11 protein-coding genes and 1 pseudogene are annotated in these 17,651 nt (G+C 43.8%); 4 read left to right on the top strand and 8 right to left on the bottom strand.

The annotated features are described in order from the left end of the window. Positions 1-20: 20 nt before the first annotated feature. Both HMPREF3034_RS02075 and HMPREF3034_RS12190 read right to left on the bottom strand, forming a co-directional pair. Complete coding sequence (locus HMPREF3034_RS02075) at positions 21-1,286, bottom strand: MFS transporter (RefSeq protein ID WP_231725586.1); 1,266 nt, start codon at positions 1,284-1,286, stop codon at positions 21-23. A gap of 28 nt (positions 1,287-1,314) precedes the next feature. Then, a pseudogene (locus tag HMPREF3034_RS12190) lies at positions 1,315-3,585 on the bottom strand (DUF4922 domain-containing protein); the annotation flags it as partial. Positions 3,586-3,675: 90 nt separating this feature from the next. Here HMPREF3034_RS12190 and rlmN point away from each other — a divergent pair. Genes rlmN through HMPREF3034_RS02050 form a run of 4 tightly spaced genes read left to right on the top strand, consistent with a single transcriptional unit; the run spans position 3,676 to position 7,856 of the window. Continuing rightward, a complete protein-coding gene (gene rlmN, locus HMPREF3034_RS02065; RefSeq protein WP_036900168.1) occupies positions 3,676-4,731 on the top strand; it encodes a dual-specificity RNA methyltransferase RlmN in 1,056 nt (351 codons plus the stop codon). Next, positions 4,715-5,659 carry a DUF4837 family protein gene (locus tag HMPREF3034_RS02060; RefSeq protein ID WP_082721662.1) on the top strand — a complete coding sequence of 315 codons (945 nt, stop codon included), beginning with the start codon at positions 4,715-4,717 and terminating at the stop codon, positions 5,657-5,659. The genes rlmN and HMPREF3034_RS02060 overlap by 17 nt, the downstream gene beginning before the upstream one ends. Positions 5,660-5,679: 20 nt before the next feature. Next, positions 5,680-6,840, top strand: a complete 1,161-nt coding sequence (locus HMPREF3034_RS02055; protein ID WP_036900172.1) for a PdxA family dehydrogenase — start codon at positions 5,680-5,682, stop codon at positions 6,838-6,840. Continuing rightward, positions 6,837-7,856: a lysylphosphatidylglycerol synthase transmembrane domain-containing protein gene (locus HMPREF3034_RS02050; RefSeq protein WP_036900173.1), complete on the top strand. Its 1,020-nt coding sequence runs from the start codon at positions 6,837-6,839 to the stop codon at positions 7,854-7,856. Before HMPREF3034_RS02055 ends, HMPREF3034_RS02050 begins: the two co-directional genes overlap by 4 nt. 292 nt (positions 7,857-8,148) lie before the next feature. Here HMPREF3034_RS02050 and HMPREF3034_RS02045 read toward each other — a convergent pair whose 3' ends face one another. The 6 genes from HMPREF3034_RS02045 to HMPREF3034_RS02020 all read right to left on the bottom strand — a co-directional run bounded on the left by HMPREF3034_RS02045 (position 8,149) and on the right by HMPREF3034_RS02020 (position 17,360). Further along, positions 8,149-8,718, bottom strand: a complete 570-nt coding sequence (locus tag HMPREF3034_RS02045) for an RNA polymerase sigma-70 factor (RefSeq protein ID WP_036900175.1) — start codon at positions 8,716-8,718, stop codon at positions 8,149-8,151. Between the two features lie 248 nt (positions 8,719-8,966). Further along, positions 8,967-10,157: a DUF1735 and LamG domain-containing protein gene (locus tag HMPREF3034_RS02040; protein ID WP_062432742.1), complete on the bottom strand. Its 1,191-nt coding sequence runs from the start codon at positions 10,155-10,157 to the stop codon at positions 8,967-8,969. A gap of 12 nt (positions 10,158-10,169) precedes the next feature. After that, entirely contained in the window at positions 10,170-11,189 is a 1,020-nt protein-coding gene (locus HMPREF3034_RS02035) for a glycoside hydrolase family 18 (RefSeq protein WP_036900178.1), read from the bottom strand. A 47-nt stretch (positions 11,190-11,236) separates the two neighbouring features. Beyond that, the gene (locus tag HMPREF3034_RS02030) at positions 11,237-12,808 is read right to left on the bottom strand and encodes a RagB/SusD family nutrient uptake outer membrane protein (RefSeq protein ID WP_062432754.1); all 1,572 of its coding nucleotides are present in this window, start codon (positions 12,806-12,808) and stop codon (positions 11,237-11,239) included. 22 nt (positions 12,809-12,830) lie between these two features. Beyond that, positions 12,831-16,106, bottom strand: coding sequence for a SusC/RagA family TonB-linked outer membrane protein (locus HMPREF3034_RS02025; protein ID WP_062432739.1), 3,276 nt, complete (start codon positions 16,104-16,106; stop codon positions 12,831-12,833). A 318-nt stretch (positions 16,107-16,424) separates the two neighbouring features. Further along, positions 16,425-17,360, bottom strand: a complete 936-nt coding sequence (locus HMPREF3034_RS02020) for a FecR family protein (RefSeq protein ID WP_231725585.1) — start codon at positions 17,358-17,360, stop codon at positions 16,425-16,427. Positions 17,361-17,651 lie beyond the last annotated feature (291 nt).

Below are 17,651 nucleotides of genomic sequence, written 5' to 3'. Positions count from 1 at the left end.
CAATAAGGACGTTCAAGGGCTTAGTTGCGGATATCAGTTTGTCTTTTCACCAATGCAACAACAATAAAGGTTGCAATACTGCTTACCACAACGATGGTAAAGAATGTTTTATAACCCACTTCAGCTTGTATCATTCCCGAAAAGAGACCGGAAATCATCATCCCAAGTGCCATCATGGCCATCAAGAGGGAGTGGTACAGATGCTTATGTTCCCCTTGACTGTAATAAGACAAACATGACATATAAGCCATCAAACCGAAACCATACCCCAACTGCTCTAAGAATACACATAGATTAATCACCATCAGGCTCGTCGGGAGTACATGGCTCAAAGATATATATACCACATCGGGCAATGTAAAAGCCAATGCCATGGGCCACAACCAAGCCTTTAAACCCGATTGACGGATTGCCATTCCACCGAGAAGTCCACCAAATGCCAATCCTATAACGCCCACCGTACCTTGCACAAAACCAAATTCTTGCGGTGAAAGTCCTAATCCTCCATTACGCAGAGGATCTAATAAGAAGAGTGGTGCCATTCGTATCAACAGTCCTTGGGGCATGATATAGAGCAGAGCAAAGAGCATACCTAACCCAATTTCAGGTCTTCGTAAAAATTCACCGACTATCTGTCTGAAATCCATCCATTGTGTTCTAATATCCACTTGCTCTCTTTTTATATACTCACGAAAACCCGGCAATGCATAATGAATCCACAACCAAAAGGCTATAAACAAGCCCGCCACCCCATAAAATACCAAACTCCATGAATAGCTGATGCTATTACGATAGATTACCTGTAGGTTTCCGGCTATCATAACAAGTATACCTTGTCCGAAAATGATAGCCAAATGATGGAATATGGAATAAATTCCTTTCACTCGAAACCTACGCCATTGAGCAGGCTCTTGTTCGTAATAGTTACTGCCAAACACACTATGTGTGGCAGTAGCAAAGGCCATCAACCAAAAGAAAAAGAGCGTTCCCTGCAACCATTCTTTAGATGGGATGAAGAAAGCCACACCTCCAAAGGCAGCCCCCATCAGCAGTTGTATCGTCGAAACATAGACGCGTTTGTCCTTTACAAAGGGGATAAACGGCCTCAACAATGGCTTCAATACCCATGGAAGATAGAACCATGAAGTATAAAAAGTAATTTCGGCATTGCTCAAACCCAATTGTTTATAAAGAATCATAGACAAGGTCATGAGTGCCACGAAAGCCAGTTCGTCTACAAACGACAGCTCCGACACCCACAACCAAGGATTCTTATATCTCGTCATACGTACATTCATGGTATTCTAAAAACGCTTAATAGAGACGACTCACAGCTGCACCGGGATAATAATGTTGTAGAATCTGATTGTAAAGATACCCCTGTTCACCCATCACAGCGGCACCGATTTGGCATAATCCGACACCATGTCCCCACCCTGCGCCGATGATATGGAATCGTTGAGGCACTCCATTGGCATCCATACCCACTCTATCTACCACAAAGGCGCTGCTGTAAAGGTGGCTCTCACTCAATGCTCTACGTATCTCCAATTCCTTTCCTATCGTAAAAGTTCGCTTGGTTCCGACTATACGCAACTTACATATTCGTCCACTCTTTCCACGTTCTACAGCTTGCAAATCAAGTATCTGACCGAAGTCTATCTGCGTTTTCTTCAGTATCAGAGCGCCCAATTCCTGCTGTGTATAGTCCACTTGCCAACGATAGAAGTCGGTAGTTTCTTGGTCATAATCATTCAACACCTGACTCAACACGTGCGTATCGTGCGTATTGCAGAACGATTCCGGAGCCGTACGTATCCATTTATCGGCTTCCTTCTCTATCCTTAAATCAGGAAATACATGCTCGTTGGGAGTATCGGCAAGAGCTACAAGATAATTTTTCGGCGTATCTTCCCAACAATATTGAAATTCTTCCATCACCCCACCACAACTCTTCGAGAAACGCGCATCGCAAATCTCACCTCGTGAAGTAAGCACTTGTCCACTCGTTTGTCGAATTGCTTCTTTCACATGTGGACTCGTTTCTTTTGTTATTCCTTGGTATCTTTGACAGTGGTCATCGGCACATACATCAAACAATGTATGGTCTTCACGATCGTACCAACGTATCAATTCGTCATCGGTCTTCATATACGAAGGCCGTTTTTTGTTTTCTTCGCCTATTCGTTTTCTCTTTTCCATCTGTGCCAAGAGCCAACTACGCGAGATGACAGCATGCGCCTTGAGCAATTCTAGACTTGAGGTGGCACTCATTTCACTTGAAATGACACTTTCCAAATAGCGTTCTACAGGAAGTTCATTGATAGCGTGGATGTGGTCACCATCAACCACAAAGCGCAGAATACCAAGAAAAGTCTGTACCTCTTTTCGTTCCCAATGAAAGTTGATACCTATCGTTACATCCTCCAACGAGAATGAAGCATCAGCCGTATGCGGTAAGAAAGAAAGTCTATCGCATTTTTTCCCATTCCACAGAATCATCCCATCAACCAGTAGCACCTCCTGTTTTCCTATTACAATTTGTCCCTCTACCTCATAAGGAGAATTCAACGTAAAAGCTAACTTCTGCGCACTGACGATGCCAACAGATACATTTGGCTGCTTTTGATGGAAAATAGACAGAACTGTTTGTTCTTCTATGAATTGACGTTTTAATCTTTCAATAATTTGAGACATTGTATCCCGACCAATTCCACACTCAACAATAATAGCCTCAGCATCCTCTGCCGATAACTTCTGAAAGTCTTCCGGACGAGGCGTAATAATAAGTCCCGACATGTCAAGAGCCCCCGGACTTACTAGTGTCTGGGCTTCGCCTTCTGCGAAATAACAGTCAGGGCGATGCTTCTTTCGTGGGATGATTACAAAGATATACTCTTCACCATCGCGCCAAGACACAATATTCATCATTGGTTCTGTTTCGTCTTCACGCATTGGCATGGCCTTATAAAGTTGCTCGAAAAGTTTTTCGTTATTCTCCGACGATTTACATACGATAGCAAACAGCGGGCAACAGAATCCATCAATAGCCCCCAATCGGTCTCCACCGGACAACTCGCAGATGACTTCCATCTGCTCAGAGAGTTTCTTCCAACTCGCTTGAAGTGGCAATACACACCCTGTACCAGCCTGAAGGTGCATATGATCGGGTGCACTCGCACCACATTTAGGTCCATTATAAAACACCGTTAAACCGGGATGCTCCATCAACAACCGGTGCATAGCACCATAATGCCCTTGAATACTCTGCGGTTGATGTATGCGAGCAGGTATTGTAAAATGGATAGGGAGAATAGGGAAAGGGTTAATCAGAATCTCAAAATCATCACCGAAAGGCAACGATGTCTGTACAGCAGGCCGATTCTGCGCACACAAGAAACAAGCTCTCTTTTGCAGAGTCTTCTTATCTATCTTTGCTCCTGTGCTCACCATACGTGCCGAATTGAACTGCAAACGCACCATGCCGAAGTCTTTTACCGTTACATCGGCCAAATCGTGGAAACGTTGCCGAGCATCCTCCCACACCTCTAACTGACCATAAAAAAATTGTTGTAGGTTTTTATCAGACTGCAATTCTTCTCTCATATTCTTCCCTTCCAATAAAATATGACACAAAGATAATACTTTCTCGCCGAAAACAGTTACCTTTGCACGATGATTAGTGAAAAAAAATCACTTCTAGGAATGACGTTGCCCGAACTGAAATCTGTGGCCAAAGATTTAGGAATGCCGGCCTTTACAGGTGGGCAAATGGCCAAGTGGATCTATGGTCAACATGTCAAAAGCATAGAAGAGATGACCAATATCTCGAAAGCTAATCGAGAAAAATTATCCGAAAGTTACGAAATTGGATGTGCAGGCCCGATTGATGCGCAGCACTCTAAAGATGGAACTATCAAATATCTATTCCCTACTCAACACGGTAAATTTGTCGAAACAGTCTACATCCCCGACGATGATAGAGCCACACTGTGTGTCTCTTCGCAGGTGGGATGCAAGATGAACTGTCTCTTTTGTCAAACAGGCAAACAGGGATTTGAAGGCAATTTGGATGCTCGCGACATCCTTAACCAAATCTATTCCTTGCCCGAACGCGAGAAACTCACAAACATCGTGTTCATGGGACAAGGCGAACCAATGGACAATTTGGACAATGTGTTGAGAACAACAGAGATACTTACAGCCGACTACGCTTATGCATGGAGCCCCAAACGCATCACTGTCAGCAGCGTGGGCGTTAAGAATAAACTGAAAAGATTCCTCGAAGAGAGCGATTGCCATGTAGCTATTAGCATGCACACGCCCATAGCCGAGCAGCGTGCCCAGCTCATGCCGGCTCAAAAAGGTATCAGCATTCAAGAGATAGTCGACTTGCTTCGCAACTACGATTTCTCGCACCAACGTCGTCTCTCGTTTGAATATATCATGTTTGGTGGGGTCAACGACTCTATGACACATGCCCGTGAGATTATCAAACTGCTCCAAGGTATGGAGTGCCGCATCAACTTAATACGTTTCCACCAGATTCCTAACGTGCCTTTACACGGCACCGACGAGAAAAAGATGGAGGCATTTCGCGACTATCTCACGGCTCATGGCATCTTTACAACCATCAGAGCTAGCAGAGGACAAGATATCTTTGCGGCCTGCGGATTGCTGAGCACGGCCAAGAAGATTGGCGAAGTGAGAAAGGATGAGAGCACATCTTAAAATAGTATTGCTACTCATGGGAGCGATCTTAACGGCATGCCAAAGTCGCAGTGGTTTGTTACCCAAGAGCGGAGGACGCCCCTACGAGGTATTACTTACGGGCGACCAAGACAGCATCGTGTACCAAATGCTCACGACAGATGTGGAAGCACTCCCGCAACCGGAGCCATCGTTCGACGTTTCTACCACGTCTGCGACCACACTCAATACCATTACACAGAGTGCTCGCAACATCGTAATGCTCTCAATAGACTCCACAGTCTATTCACAAGTGAGACTGAAAATGGAACGTAACGTGTATGCATCACCCCAATTGATACTACATATATATGCTCCATCGATAAGTGCTTTAAGAGCCAAACAAGATCTTTTGGGACGGAAAGTAAGAGACATCTTACTCCAAAATGAGATGGAAAATACCGTGGCACAACTCAAAACCCATCGCAATGTGAAGATGGAGAAGATGCTACAGCATCGACTTGGCATCACAATATGGATTCCGGCCGACATGACGGCTAGTAAATGGGGGCGCAACTTCGTGTGGTTATCCAACAATACCACAAGCGGAATGCAGAGCATATGTATCTATACGCTCCCGCAAAAGATTATAAAGAAGAACATCACATCGGAAGTATTTACTCACATAAGAGACAGTGTGATGCGTGAAAATATCAAGGGCGAGACCGACTCTATGTACATGCAGACAGTCACCGAATCGCTCATTTTCCGCCAATTCATTCGTGGATTGTGGACCATGAAAGGCGATGCCATGGGTGGACCGTTTGTCTGTCGCATCAAAACCGACAGCATCCATCAACGCCTCATCATTACCGAAGCATTCGTATATGCACCCGAAACAAAGAAAAGAAATTTAATAAGACAGTCTGAGGCCGTTCTCTTCACCCTGAAGACGAAAGCCACTAACTGAATAACATCAATATAAAAGACATGAACGAAAATAGAAAAATCCGTGTGGCTATCACACATGGTGACACCAACGGAATAGGATATGAGCTCATATTCAAAACTTTTGCAGAACCAGAGATGCTTGAATTGTGCACCCCTATCATATATGGTTCGCCCAAAACAGCAGCTTATCATCGCAAAGCCCTGAACGTACAGACCAATTTCAGCATCATCAATGGTGCCGAAGAAATAGAAGACGACCGCATCAACTTGATTCCGTGCTTCGACGAAGAAGTAAAAGTTGATTTGGGACAGCCCACCCCCGAAAGCGGAAAGGCAGCCCTAAAAGCACTCGATTGTGCTATGACCGACTACCGCAAAGATCTCTACGACGTACTGGTGACCGCTCCCCTATCATGCGCAAACATCGAAGCTGAAGGCTTCAAGTTTCCCGGTCATGCTGAATATATAGAGACTTCTTTAGGCGAAGGCAAGAAATCCATGATTATATGTGTTCACGACGATCTGCGTATCGCCATGGTTTCTAATCGCAGTTCGTTTAAAGACATTGCTTCAGACATCACTAAAGATAACGTAGAGCGTAAAGCAAAACTCTTCTTTGAAACCTTGCGTAGAGATTTCAACATCTCCAATCCCCGCATTGCCGTGCTCTCATTGAACACCATCAATAAAGAAGGTGAGCTAGGAACTGAAGAGAAAGAAATTATCGAACCGGCTATCTCAGAACTGGCAACCCAAGGTATACAAGCTTTCGGCCCTTATACTGCCACTACATTCTTTGGCAGTGGAGCCTACGACGAATTCGATGGTATTTTGGCTATGTATCACGATCAAGGCATGGCACCTTTCAAAGCGCTCACCGACGAACGTAGCGTGAAGTTTGCAGCCGGTATCCCTATCGCTACCACATCGCCCGACATGACTCCTTGTTTCAATATTGCAGGGCAAGGAGTAACTGATGAGACCGCATTCAGACATGCCATCTTCTTGGCCATAGATGTGTTCCGCAACCGTCAACGCTACGATGAGCCAATGGGCAACCCACTTCCCAAACTCTATCACGAGAAGCGCGATGAGAGCGAGAAGGTGAGATTTTCCATCCCTAAGAAGCATGAGAACGGTGCACCCCGGAAACCACAAAGCAAGCCAAACACAGATACTGACACACAAACTGAGTCATGAACAAGAAATACCAGAACGCATTCTTTGCCTTTGGCATTGTCGTGCTGGTCATTATGGTGACGCAACTCGACTTTGCAGCGGTATGGGACGGACTGAAACATGCCGGCTATTGGTTCTTTGCCGTGCTACTCCTATGGCTGTTCCTCTATTGTTTTAATACGGGAGCATGGTATATCATCATTCATAGTCAAGACAAGGCGACTGGCAATGGTAAGCGTTCTCCTGTATCATTTTGGTGGTTGTACAAGATTACGGTATCAGGTTTCGCACTCAATTACGCCACTCCGGGCGGACTCATGGGGGGCGAACCCTACCGCATCATGTCGTTGGCACCGAAGATAGGAACCGAGCGAGCATCGTCATCGGTCATCCTTTATGCCATGACGCATATCTTCAGTCATTTCTGGTTTTGGACTCTTTCCATCTTCTTGTATATCTTTACGCAACACGTCAACTTCCTGATGGGCTGCCTATTGCTCGCCACAGGTGCCTTTTGTGTACTTGGAATCTGGTTCTTTACTTCAGGATACCGCAAAGGATTGGCCGTCAGAGCCATGAATTTGTTGCGACATATCCCCGTTTTGAAGCGTTGGGCACAACCTTTCATTGAGCAACATCGCGAACAACTTGATACTATCGACAATCAGATAGCAGCCTTACACAAGCAGAATCCTAAGACATTTGTATCGGCAGTATTGCTGGAATTGGGTTGTCGCATCTGTTCTGCATTGGAAGTATTCTTCATATTGTTGGTACTCATGCCACAAGTCAGCTATCTGCAATGTATCCTAATCATAGCTTTCACCACCCTTTTTGCCAACTTACTATTCTTCATTCCCCTGCAATTAGGTGGTCGTGAAGGTGGCTTTTTGATGTCTACCACCGCATTAGGTATCACAGCTAGCGCCGGCATCTTCGTGGCATTACTTGTCAGACTGCGCGAACTCGTGTGGACGGGCATCGGCTTGCTATTCATCAAACTGGAGAAGAAGAAGCCCGAAAGGGGCGGAATGTAGTCCCTACACAGCATACCTTATCAGCAAATAACATTGCTTACTAAGAGACACGGGAGACCTCCCCCTCGCTACTACCCCTATCTTTACCCTCAAAACTCATCATTTCTAACTCCTCACTCATAAACAGATTTAGCCGTCAACCAATCTACTTGTTAACTAAAAACTCTCTCCCTCTTCTTGGGAAAGAATCAACTAGAAGTCTCTGCAAAGCCTTAACAGCAAACCTGCTAAGCAAAGACAGCAATGCTGTAAAGTTGATGCAGTAACGCTGGGGAGCCGTTGCAACAAACTCTTATGTTATCTTTTCACGTACCAAATGGAATAGAAGTGCTATCAACAAATAGTCTTTCAGTTGATTCCGTAGTATTTCCATAACCTTATTTTTATAGCGCTGGACCGTCTTAACACTCACATTCATCTCTTTGGCTATCTCGGTTCGCGTCTTCTCATTGATAAAACTTTCAGTGAAAATACGACGCTGTTCATCGGGCAGTTGCTTTAAGATACCAGTCAACTTCTCGTATAATTCATCAAGAGTATAAACATAATTGGGTGATTCCGCATAGATAGGAGCTCGCTGTTGGAACCATTTGGCATAATCCATTTCGTAATTCTGGTGTTTCAAATGATTTAGACAACGACTCTTTACAGCCAAACGAATATATTCAACAGCCGTTTCTGTTTGGAATTCATCAACATCTATCTTTTGCCAAACATGGAAGAACACATCGGAAACAATATCGTTTCTGACCTCAGTATCGTCTATAAAACGTTTGGCATATAAACAAAACGGTGCATAATAGGTATCGAAGAGTTGTTTGAAATAACTTTCTTTACCTTTACTTCTCTGTGATAGATTCATGTTTTCGAGTTAATTTCCATACGGAAATAGCACGCAAATTTACATAATTATTTATGAATACGATATACTACAAACATATTTTTTCTGCTGTAAATCGTTATATCTATTCTTTTATCACTTTAGCTTAGAAGCACATACCCTATATACCAAAGCCCCCTACTGCCGATACCGTTGGCGTAGGGAGCTGTCATATAGATTAAAAGCTATCCATCACAAGCTTCAAGCTTGTTCTCATATCATGCTCAATACTATTCCGGACAACGCACTGCATCAACGAATGATGGTTCGTCCCAGCCTTTATAATGTGCATCGTAACCATTACCGGTGAGGTCGGTTACCACCATACCATCCTTCTCAGACACACCATCGAAGCGCCAGTAAGCCAAGAGTCCCTCTGTAGTGGGGTCTACCCAGCATACATTATTCTTGAGTTCGGCAGCCGAGCGAGCTGTAGCCCACACACGAGCCTCGCTGATATAGCCTTCCATCGTGCGATTGTCGTTAGCCGAGTTACCAATATAGAAGCCGCTCTGTGCATAGTGATTGGTCATATCGATAAAAGATTGACCGGCAGGAGCCTCACCTTGCAACTCACCATTGAGGTACATGAGACGTTTATTGGCTACTGCATCGTAAACTAAAGCTACGTGTATCCATTTGTCATTGGGTACAGCGTCACGCGAATCGAAGTGTATCGGGTCGCCCGTTTGCAGTTTCCAACCATCCTTACCATTACCACTGGTACGGAAACACAAATTCTCTTCCAAGCCCATGATAGAGAAACACCACTTGCTGTTGTTCGGTGTCATCTTGCGGAAACGCACACGTGCTTCGTACGTAAGTGCTTTCATGGCATGGGTAGGATACTTACCCTCCTTGCCAAAATCAACTACATAGAAAGCTCTACCCCATCCTTGTGTGAGGTCGGCAGCCTTGGTTATGATGACCTGATTGACCACTACATAAATGGTACGCGACGCTTCTATCACCGGCATACCTGTACCTTCTACACTCTTAATGCTGATAGGAACCACATAGGTAGTACCTATCTTCATGGGTTCACGATCAGTAATGCTCAATTTCAGAGCCTTAGTCGTGATGTGTTTACCCTGCTCTATTGTCAGCTTTTCATTGGTTATGCTGTACGCCTTTTCGGGTAACACCTCGTAATTCTTATGATGCTCTTTGTTGAACAGGGCTACCAAATCATTACGAACTTCCATTTGTACCTGCACATCGTTGTCTACAACTGCAGAAGAAGCCACATTGATGCCGATAGCCGATGGTACATCGTCAACCGTAAGGGTAGCTGTTACCGACTTGTCTTCGGTACCTACGATATACACCCCATCGTAGGTAGATCTCTCTTCCTTACATGCCACTGTGGCAAGTGCCATGAGAAGCACGAGAGACAGATTTTTTATACTTATCTTTTTCATATACTTATTAGCTTATTTATGTTCTGACATGATTCGTATAGCCTCGCGTGTGAAGCGATAGTTGGGCGACGAATAATAATCGTTCTCCATGTGATAGGTGCCACATCCACCTTTCCGGGTTGCTTTCTTACCTTCGTATTCAGGTAGGAAATGTGCCATTCCGAGAAGCGAGGGAACGCGGGTACCATCTTCAAGAACATGGGAAACGCCACCATTTTTATAATTTCCTCCCTCAAAAGTCTCAGCAAAGATATACTGTTCAGGCTTCCAACCGCGGGCAGCAGCACTATTAAAGCGCGATTGTAGATTGCCATAACTTGAGCTACGATATGCCTGAACCACTCCATAGTTGAAATATGGAGCCAATTCGGGTTTCACATCAAAAGGCACACCATCAATGATGAGCAAATAATCGGTACCCGATTTAGGTCCAATAAACTCGCCCAGCTTCTTAATAAAGATTTCCATATTGTCGCGATAGTTGGGATAAAGGTATTCCGGACCTACCAACGGACCACGGAAAGGACCACCTGCCGGATCGGAATATCCGGGTTCATAGTCGAGATCAATGCCTTGATACCCATACTTCTTCATCGTATCGACCAACGCAACTGCATAAGCTTCGATACCTTCTTTGGTCACAATGTCGTGCTTTTCGCCACTCATAAATTCATCGGGTATGCCATGTGCAAACTTGGTAAAGGTGACCTTGGTACCCTTTACATTCTGCACATACTCCATATCCTCACGATCATAGGTTCCATTCCAAATTGAGATGATGTCCACACTATCGGGAACGCTCTTCAAAGAACCTATCATATCAGATGATTTAGCATTCCATCCACCGAACCATCCGAAGAATACCTCGTGGTCTTTGCGTTGCTTATAAGCACGCAGATCGGCATAATATTGCTCCGTTTTTTGGTCGGGCTTCACTATTTCTAATGCTTCTATCTCAGTACTGCATGATGTAAAGCCACCCAATGTCATAACACCTAGCAGACCAAGTATCAGTATATTTCTAGTTTTCATACGTATTTATCTTTATTGATGATTGTAAATCGCTGTGTTAGCAGCATTTATTTCTTGTTCCACCATACGCGTGTACCACCCGTATCTTCACCATCAAGCAACTTGATAGCTTTCTCAACTTCTGCCTTATTACCGGTATATTCAGACTCAGGGAATGGCAAACGACGCACTTGTTCGGTGGTACTTACCTTGCCACCACTCAAGTTATCGGCTACAGGAAAGAGACGTGGATAACCCGTACGGCGGAATTCGCTCCATGCTTCCTGTCCTAAAGGATAGATAGCAATCCACTTCTGCGTAATAATACGCTCTAAATTCTCTTCTTCGGTAGCTCCCCCATCCCATGCAGGAGTTATAGTAGAGGGTGCAGGCAAGCTTCTCCAATCAACCCTACCCCTATAAGCTATAGGCGTTTTGTCGCTTTCCAAATAAGCCTCGGCATCTTTTCCTACGCCGTGTTGCTCCATAGAAACGGTAACACCTTTCGCATATAAGTCTTTCGCTTCACCCTTCATCTGCCATTTGTACAATGCACCTTCGGCACGAAGCAGCCAAACTTCGGCAGCATTCATCCATAGATAAGGAGTAGCCTGAGTGATAGTAGGCTGCGAAAGCATGCGATGGCCCATATATCGTTTACCATCTTTGTGACCATTTTGCAATCCGTGGTATTGTCCATCGGCTGCCGGCTTGAAGAAAACAGGTAAACGTGGATCCTCATACCCTACCAAATAGACTTCCATTGAGGCTCCCATGCGATCTTCGTTATAGCCTTCTTCGCTATAGAGATTGTAGAACGGATTGAAGTAAGTGAACGACAAAGCCGAGTTGCTCTTCATCACGGGATTCTCATCATTGGTCTCTATCACACCATACTCATTGTTTACGGCTGCCTCAGCCAGCTGTTTAGCTTCGGGCATAACCTTGCTTACGCGCATGGCAAGACGCAACTTGAGCGAATTGGCAAACTTTATCCACTTGGGAATGTCACTGTTGTAAATCAAATCAAACTTCTCCAGCGGTTTAGCTCCTTTGTTTACTTTGTCGAAAGCAGTCATAATGCCGATGGCATGGTCTAATTCTTTAAAGAATGCCTTGTACACTGTCTCCTGAGAATCATAGGGAACAGGACTCTCCAAACCAAACTTGGTATAAGGAATTGGACCATAAATGTCAGTAGTCTTGTGCATAGCTGCCACTTTTACTACCTCGCCTACTGCGAAAAGAATAGTAGTTGAGTCGGTCTTTTGGCGCAAAACATTCCACGAAGACAAGAAGTCTACATAGGCAACCTTGAATGGGCGGTTAATCCAAGCATCGGGAAAAGCATACGTTGTACCGTTGGCTCCACCCTCCCAACTTTGAGTTCCAGCGTAATACCCGGCATACATGTTGCCCACAAGGTCTTCTGTAAGCTGAAAATCATTCTGATTTTCAGGCGCAACGTGACGTTGCATGGTGGTGAGATAAGTTCCCCAAAGGTTGTCTTTGTTGAGTTCCTTCTCCAGAATCTTATCCGGATCGATGTTAATATCATCGCTCATGCAGCTCGTTAGCGAGCATGTTCCAATGAACAAGCCCATAGCTGTATATATAGTTGATAATAATTTCTGTTTCATTGTATTCATAGTTTTAAGCTCATTAGAAATTAACCTTTACGCCAAATCCCATACTTCGCTGACTAGGTGGCATGAAATAGTCAAATCCTTGGTAGTAAGTGCCAGTGTTAGCAGTCAATTCCGGATCGAAAGGTGCCTTGTTATAGAACATGAACAGGTTGTGAGCTGTAAGCGACAACGACACATTCAGCTTGTTGTTAAACCAGTTTTGAGGCAACATATAGCTGATAGAACATTCGCGCAAACGCACATTGGTAGCACTATAAGCATAGTGTGCCAACAATCCGGTCTTACCTCCGGCTACTACACTGTAGTATTGCTCGGCATTGAGATAACCATTGTTCACACGTACACCTTGACCATCGCGAGCGTCGGCAGTCTGCTTGGACACACCAAACTGGTCCATCAAAGCCTGAGTAGCAGAAACTACAACACCACCAACACGTGCATCAATCAAGAAATCAACTTCCAATCCCTTCCAAGCAAAGTTGTTTCGAATACCTAGATTGTATTTGGGAGCAGCCGAACCCACGTATACAAAAGCATTATCATCCTTAGAAACACTTCCATTACATAGAATATCGCCATGCAAATCCTGCTTTAGCTTGCTGGCATAAATATCAGACATGGTGCCACCTTTCTTCAAAATCATCTTGTAAGACTCTGCTCCCGACACCTCAAACTCTGTTGGAGCCTTCACTGTAGTGTTGGTTTGGCGGTCTGTAACATACTCAGGAAGCAATTCCTTGATTTCGTTTCGGTTCAACGAATAGATGAGGTTAGCATTCCAATCGACCGGACCGAGCTTCTGGTTAAACCCTACAGAGAGTTCAATACCCCAGTTGTTCACCTTACCGGCATTCTCAAACGCGAACGCATAGCCCGTGCTAGGAGGCAAGTTGTATCTGAACAGCTGATTGTATGTATTAGAATTATAATAGGTAGCGGCGATATTAAGCTTGTTATTGAACAAACGGAGATCCATACCCAACTCAAATGCCTTCGTCATTTCAGGCTTCAAATGAGTAGCAGGGGTGAAGCTAGAGCTGGTAGCATTACCATTAGACAGCGCAATCGTAGCATATGGCAGATAAGCCGATGGAGGATTACCTACTTGAGCATACGATCCACGAATCTTCCAATAAGAGATAATGTTCTTAGGTAGGGAAAAAGCCTCGCTCAAAAGTACCGAAAGACCAGCTGAAGGATAGAATACATAGTCCTTAGAAGTACCCTTCAACGTTGAGAAATAGTCTATACGACCGGTAGCATCAGCAAACAAGAAGTTCTTATAGTTCAATTCCGCCTTACCATAAAACGATTGGGTCTGAGTATGAAGGTTGGCATAAGAAGTGCTACTCTCGGCCGAAGAGATGTTAGAAGAGTGGAAGAAATTAGGCACGCGTACCAAGTTGCCTTCAAAAGTGTGCGACTTATAACGCTCGTCGTACATACTACCACCCACGTTAGCCAAGAAACGGAAATCTTCACCAAACTTCTTATCAATGTTAACCAAGAAATCTAGATAGATAGAACGATTCTTATCTTCCTGTGTCATCCAGTTTCCTTGAGGCTTAGAAAACAGACCATCGGTCGAAGCATAGAGTTTTCGTTCGAACTCCATATAAGCATTGTCCACACGAGCACGACCAATAACATTCATCCAATCGGTGATATTCCACTTCATAGACAAACTCATGATGCTGCGATCGCGATTGGTATTGAACATGTTTCGGTTGATAATCCAGTATGGGTTTTGTATTCCAAGACCTAAATTCTTGTAAGGCCAGTTTTGTACTTTAAAGTTTCGACTGCCATTGTGCATCTCATAGACTGTATAACGATTGATGTCATCGCTTGGTGGGAACAGATATATAGGTACCAAAGGATTGAAGTACATACCTTGGCCGATACTATTCTGCGTATTCTGGTGTATATAGAACAGTCCCATATCCATACTTAGAACGTTCTTCACGATGTCCCATGAATTACGGAATGTGAAGTTGTAACGATTATACTGGTTGTTTGGCACGATACCACCCGAATTAACAGCACCTAAAGAGACGTGTGTCTGATTGGTCTCGCTACCGGTTGACAAAGCCACAGAGTTCATAACATTATAGCCAGTACGGAAGAAATCGAGTGGATTATAGCTAGATGGAGTCTCCAGTTTCTCACCCCAGCTGGCAAATTCCCCCTCTTTACGACCATAAGTATTTTGGAACTTAGGTGTAACAAATGGGCTTGTAAAGCTGGTACTATGAGAGAATGAGATGCGAGGCTTGCCTATAGCTCCCTTCTTGGTAGTAATCAGGATGACGCCATTGGCTCCCTTGTTACCATAAAGAGCAGCAGCTGAAGCTCCGGTCAACACCGACATACTCTCAATATCATCGGGGTTGATGTTTGAGATACCGTCACCATCAGCCACTTCCACAGCTTCGTAGAAGTTGTCAGACTGCTTGGTACGCAGACCTTGCATAGGAATTCCATCCAATACATACAGTGCATTATTCTCTCCGAACAGCGATTTTGTACCACGCATCACCACTCGAGAAGAACCACCCACACCCGATGAACTTTGATTAATGGTTACACCGGCTATCTTACCGGCCAAGCTATTGATGAAGTTGGCATCCTTTACCTTTGTCACTTCCTTGGCCTTCAACTCTTGTACATTATATGTCAAAGCCTTGGTCTCGCACTTAATACCCAATGCCGTTACCACAACTTCGTTCAAAAGTTGGTCATCTTCTTCCATAATAAGCACGATATTATGGTTAGAGCCTACTTTCATGGTCTTGGTTGCATAGCCTACATAAGTGGCTTCAACAATACTTCCTTCAGTAGCCGACAATGAAAAGTTACCATCAATATCGGTGATGGCACCCACGGTACCGCGATTTAGTTTCACACTTACGCCTACTAAAGGCTCTCCTTGTGAATCTTTCACCGTACCTTTTAATGTAAAAGTGGCTTTGGGCTGGCTTTTCTTTTCCTTCTTAATAGACAAGATAATTTGCTTGTCTACGATTTCATACGCAATATTGGTACCTTTGAAGATATGATCCAATATCTCCGTTATCTTACCCGACTTGTTGTTGACAGAAACAATCTTCTGTGTATTCAATGTCTTATCGTTAAACAAGAATACATAGTCAGACGCTTTCTCTATCTTATTCAACACCTTCTCTATCGTAACGTTAGATGCCGTTACGGGCGATTTTAACTGTTGTGCTATAGCACTACCAGCATTGAATAAAAATAAGCTGACCAATAGGGCATTCCTTATTCTCATAATTTAAGGTTGATTTTTTATAGACGTACACACCTCTTAGGTCATATCGAGAAAATAATGAACCCAGATGTGCACAGAACAATGATTATTATAGATTAATATTAAAGGGATATGTCGATGTCAGAAACTAAAAGATAGTCTGACTACGACTTGCCGTATAAGAGCCTTCACATAGTATTTATGCGTCCCCTTGCTCTTGTTTGAGTTTCATGTCTTCTTTCTTCTACATATGATTAATAGGTGTCTTAGGTTATTAATAGAGATTATAAATGAATATCTTTATATATGTCGGCCAGCAAGCTGTCGATATTTTAGGTATCAATACAGATCTATCAGCACTTTACGCTGGCCTTTATTTGCTGTGGATGAAGAGTGATAAGGCTCATACTTCCAAGTCAATACTGTGCTTTTCGAGAGATAATCCAATATCTGAGGCAGTGTTTCATCGTGGAATGTAGCACGATAACGATCGTCCCTATTGGTATGATTACGATAAGAAATATCCACATTGAATCGTCGGCTCAGCGCTTTAAACACCTCATCCAATGTAGCATTGCGGAATATCAACTCGCCTTTACGCCATGCTGTCTTCACTTCTACATCAGTAGTCGACTTCATTGCCTGACAGGTGAGCTTATTATACGAAACATATTCACCGGGCCGAAGTGTCAATTGCTGACCCTTATTGGGCAGAATCACATTCAATCGCCCCTCTTCGAGCGATGTTTCAATGCATTCGCTATCATCGTAAGCCTGCACATTGAAGTGAGTTCCATACACATACACACTCATTCCCGATGGGGTATGCACATAAAAAGGATGTTCTCTATTAGCTTTCACCTCGAAATATCCCTCACCTTGCAGTGCCACTTCGCGCTTATCACCATCAAAAGAAATAGGGTAACGCAATTGGCTACCCGCATTGAGCCATACAACAGAGCTGTCCGGCAACTCAAAACGAACCACTGTCCCATCCAAAGCCTTCACTTCAGCAAAGCGAATATCTGCTTGAGACGATGTAAAATGAAGATATGCCAACACCATTGTACTTAATAACAAAGGTAAAGCCAAGATAGCGGCATAGCGCATAAGTCGTCCAAGCACAACATGGCGACGACTTTGGTGACATCGTTCTTGTAAACGGTCGTAAGCACCAGCCACATCTGTCATCTCCATTGTCACTATATCATCGGCAATAGCATCTGCCTGACGCAGCAACTGTTCCATTTCTATTTCTTGTTCTGTCGTATTCAAAGTTCTTTTCTTTCTTCTTTACCTATAATACAAACAAGTAGTAAAAGAGGGACAGCAAATTCCTATTTTTCCATCTCTTTTTCTCAAATTTCCTTTCATCCACCTTTGTAAAGTCAAACATATATGGGATGATAATCAAATTTCAGAAAATAAAAGCACAAGAATTAGTTATCAAGCCCTGCTTATAGAATCAACTAATCGAATAAAGAAAACATAAAAAAGTCCGAAAGTAATCTTATAAATAAACTTTCGGACTATATAGTTGCGGAGGCAAGATTTTTTCCTAGCAAG

This window comes from Prevotella sp. DNF00663 (assembly GCF_001553265.1).
Taxonomy (GTDB): Bacteria; Bacteroidota; Bacteroidia; order Bacteroidales; family Bacteroidaceae; genus Prevotella.
Note: the sequence above shows the minus strand (reverse complement) of the source record. Positions and strands in the feature narration are given on the sequence as shown.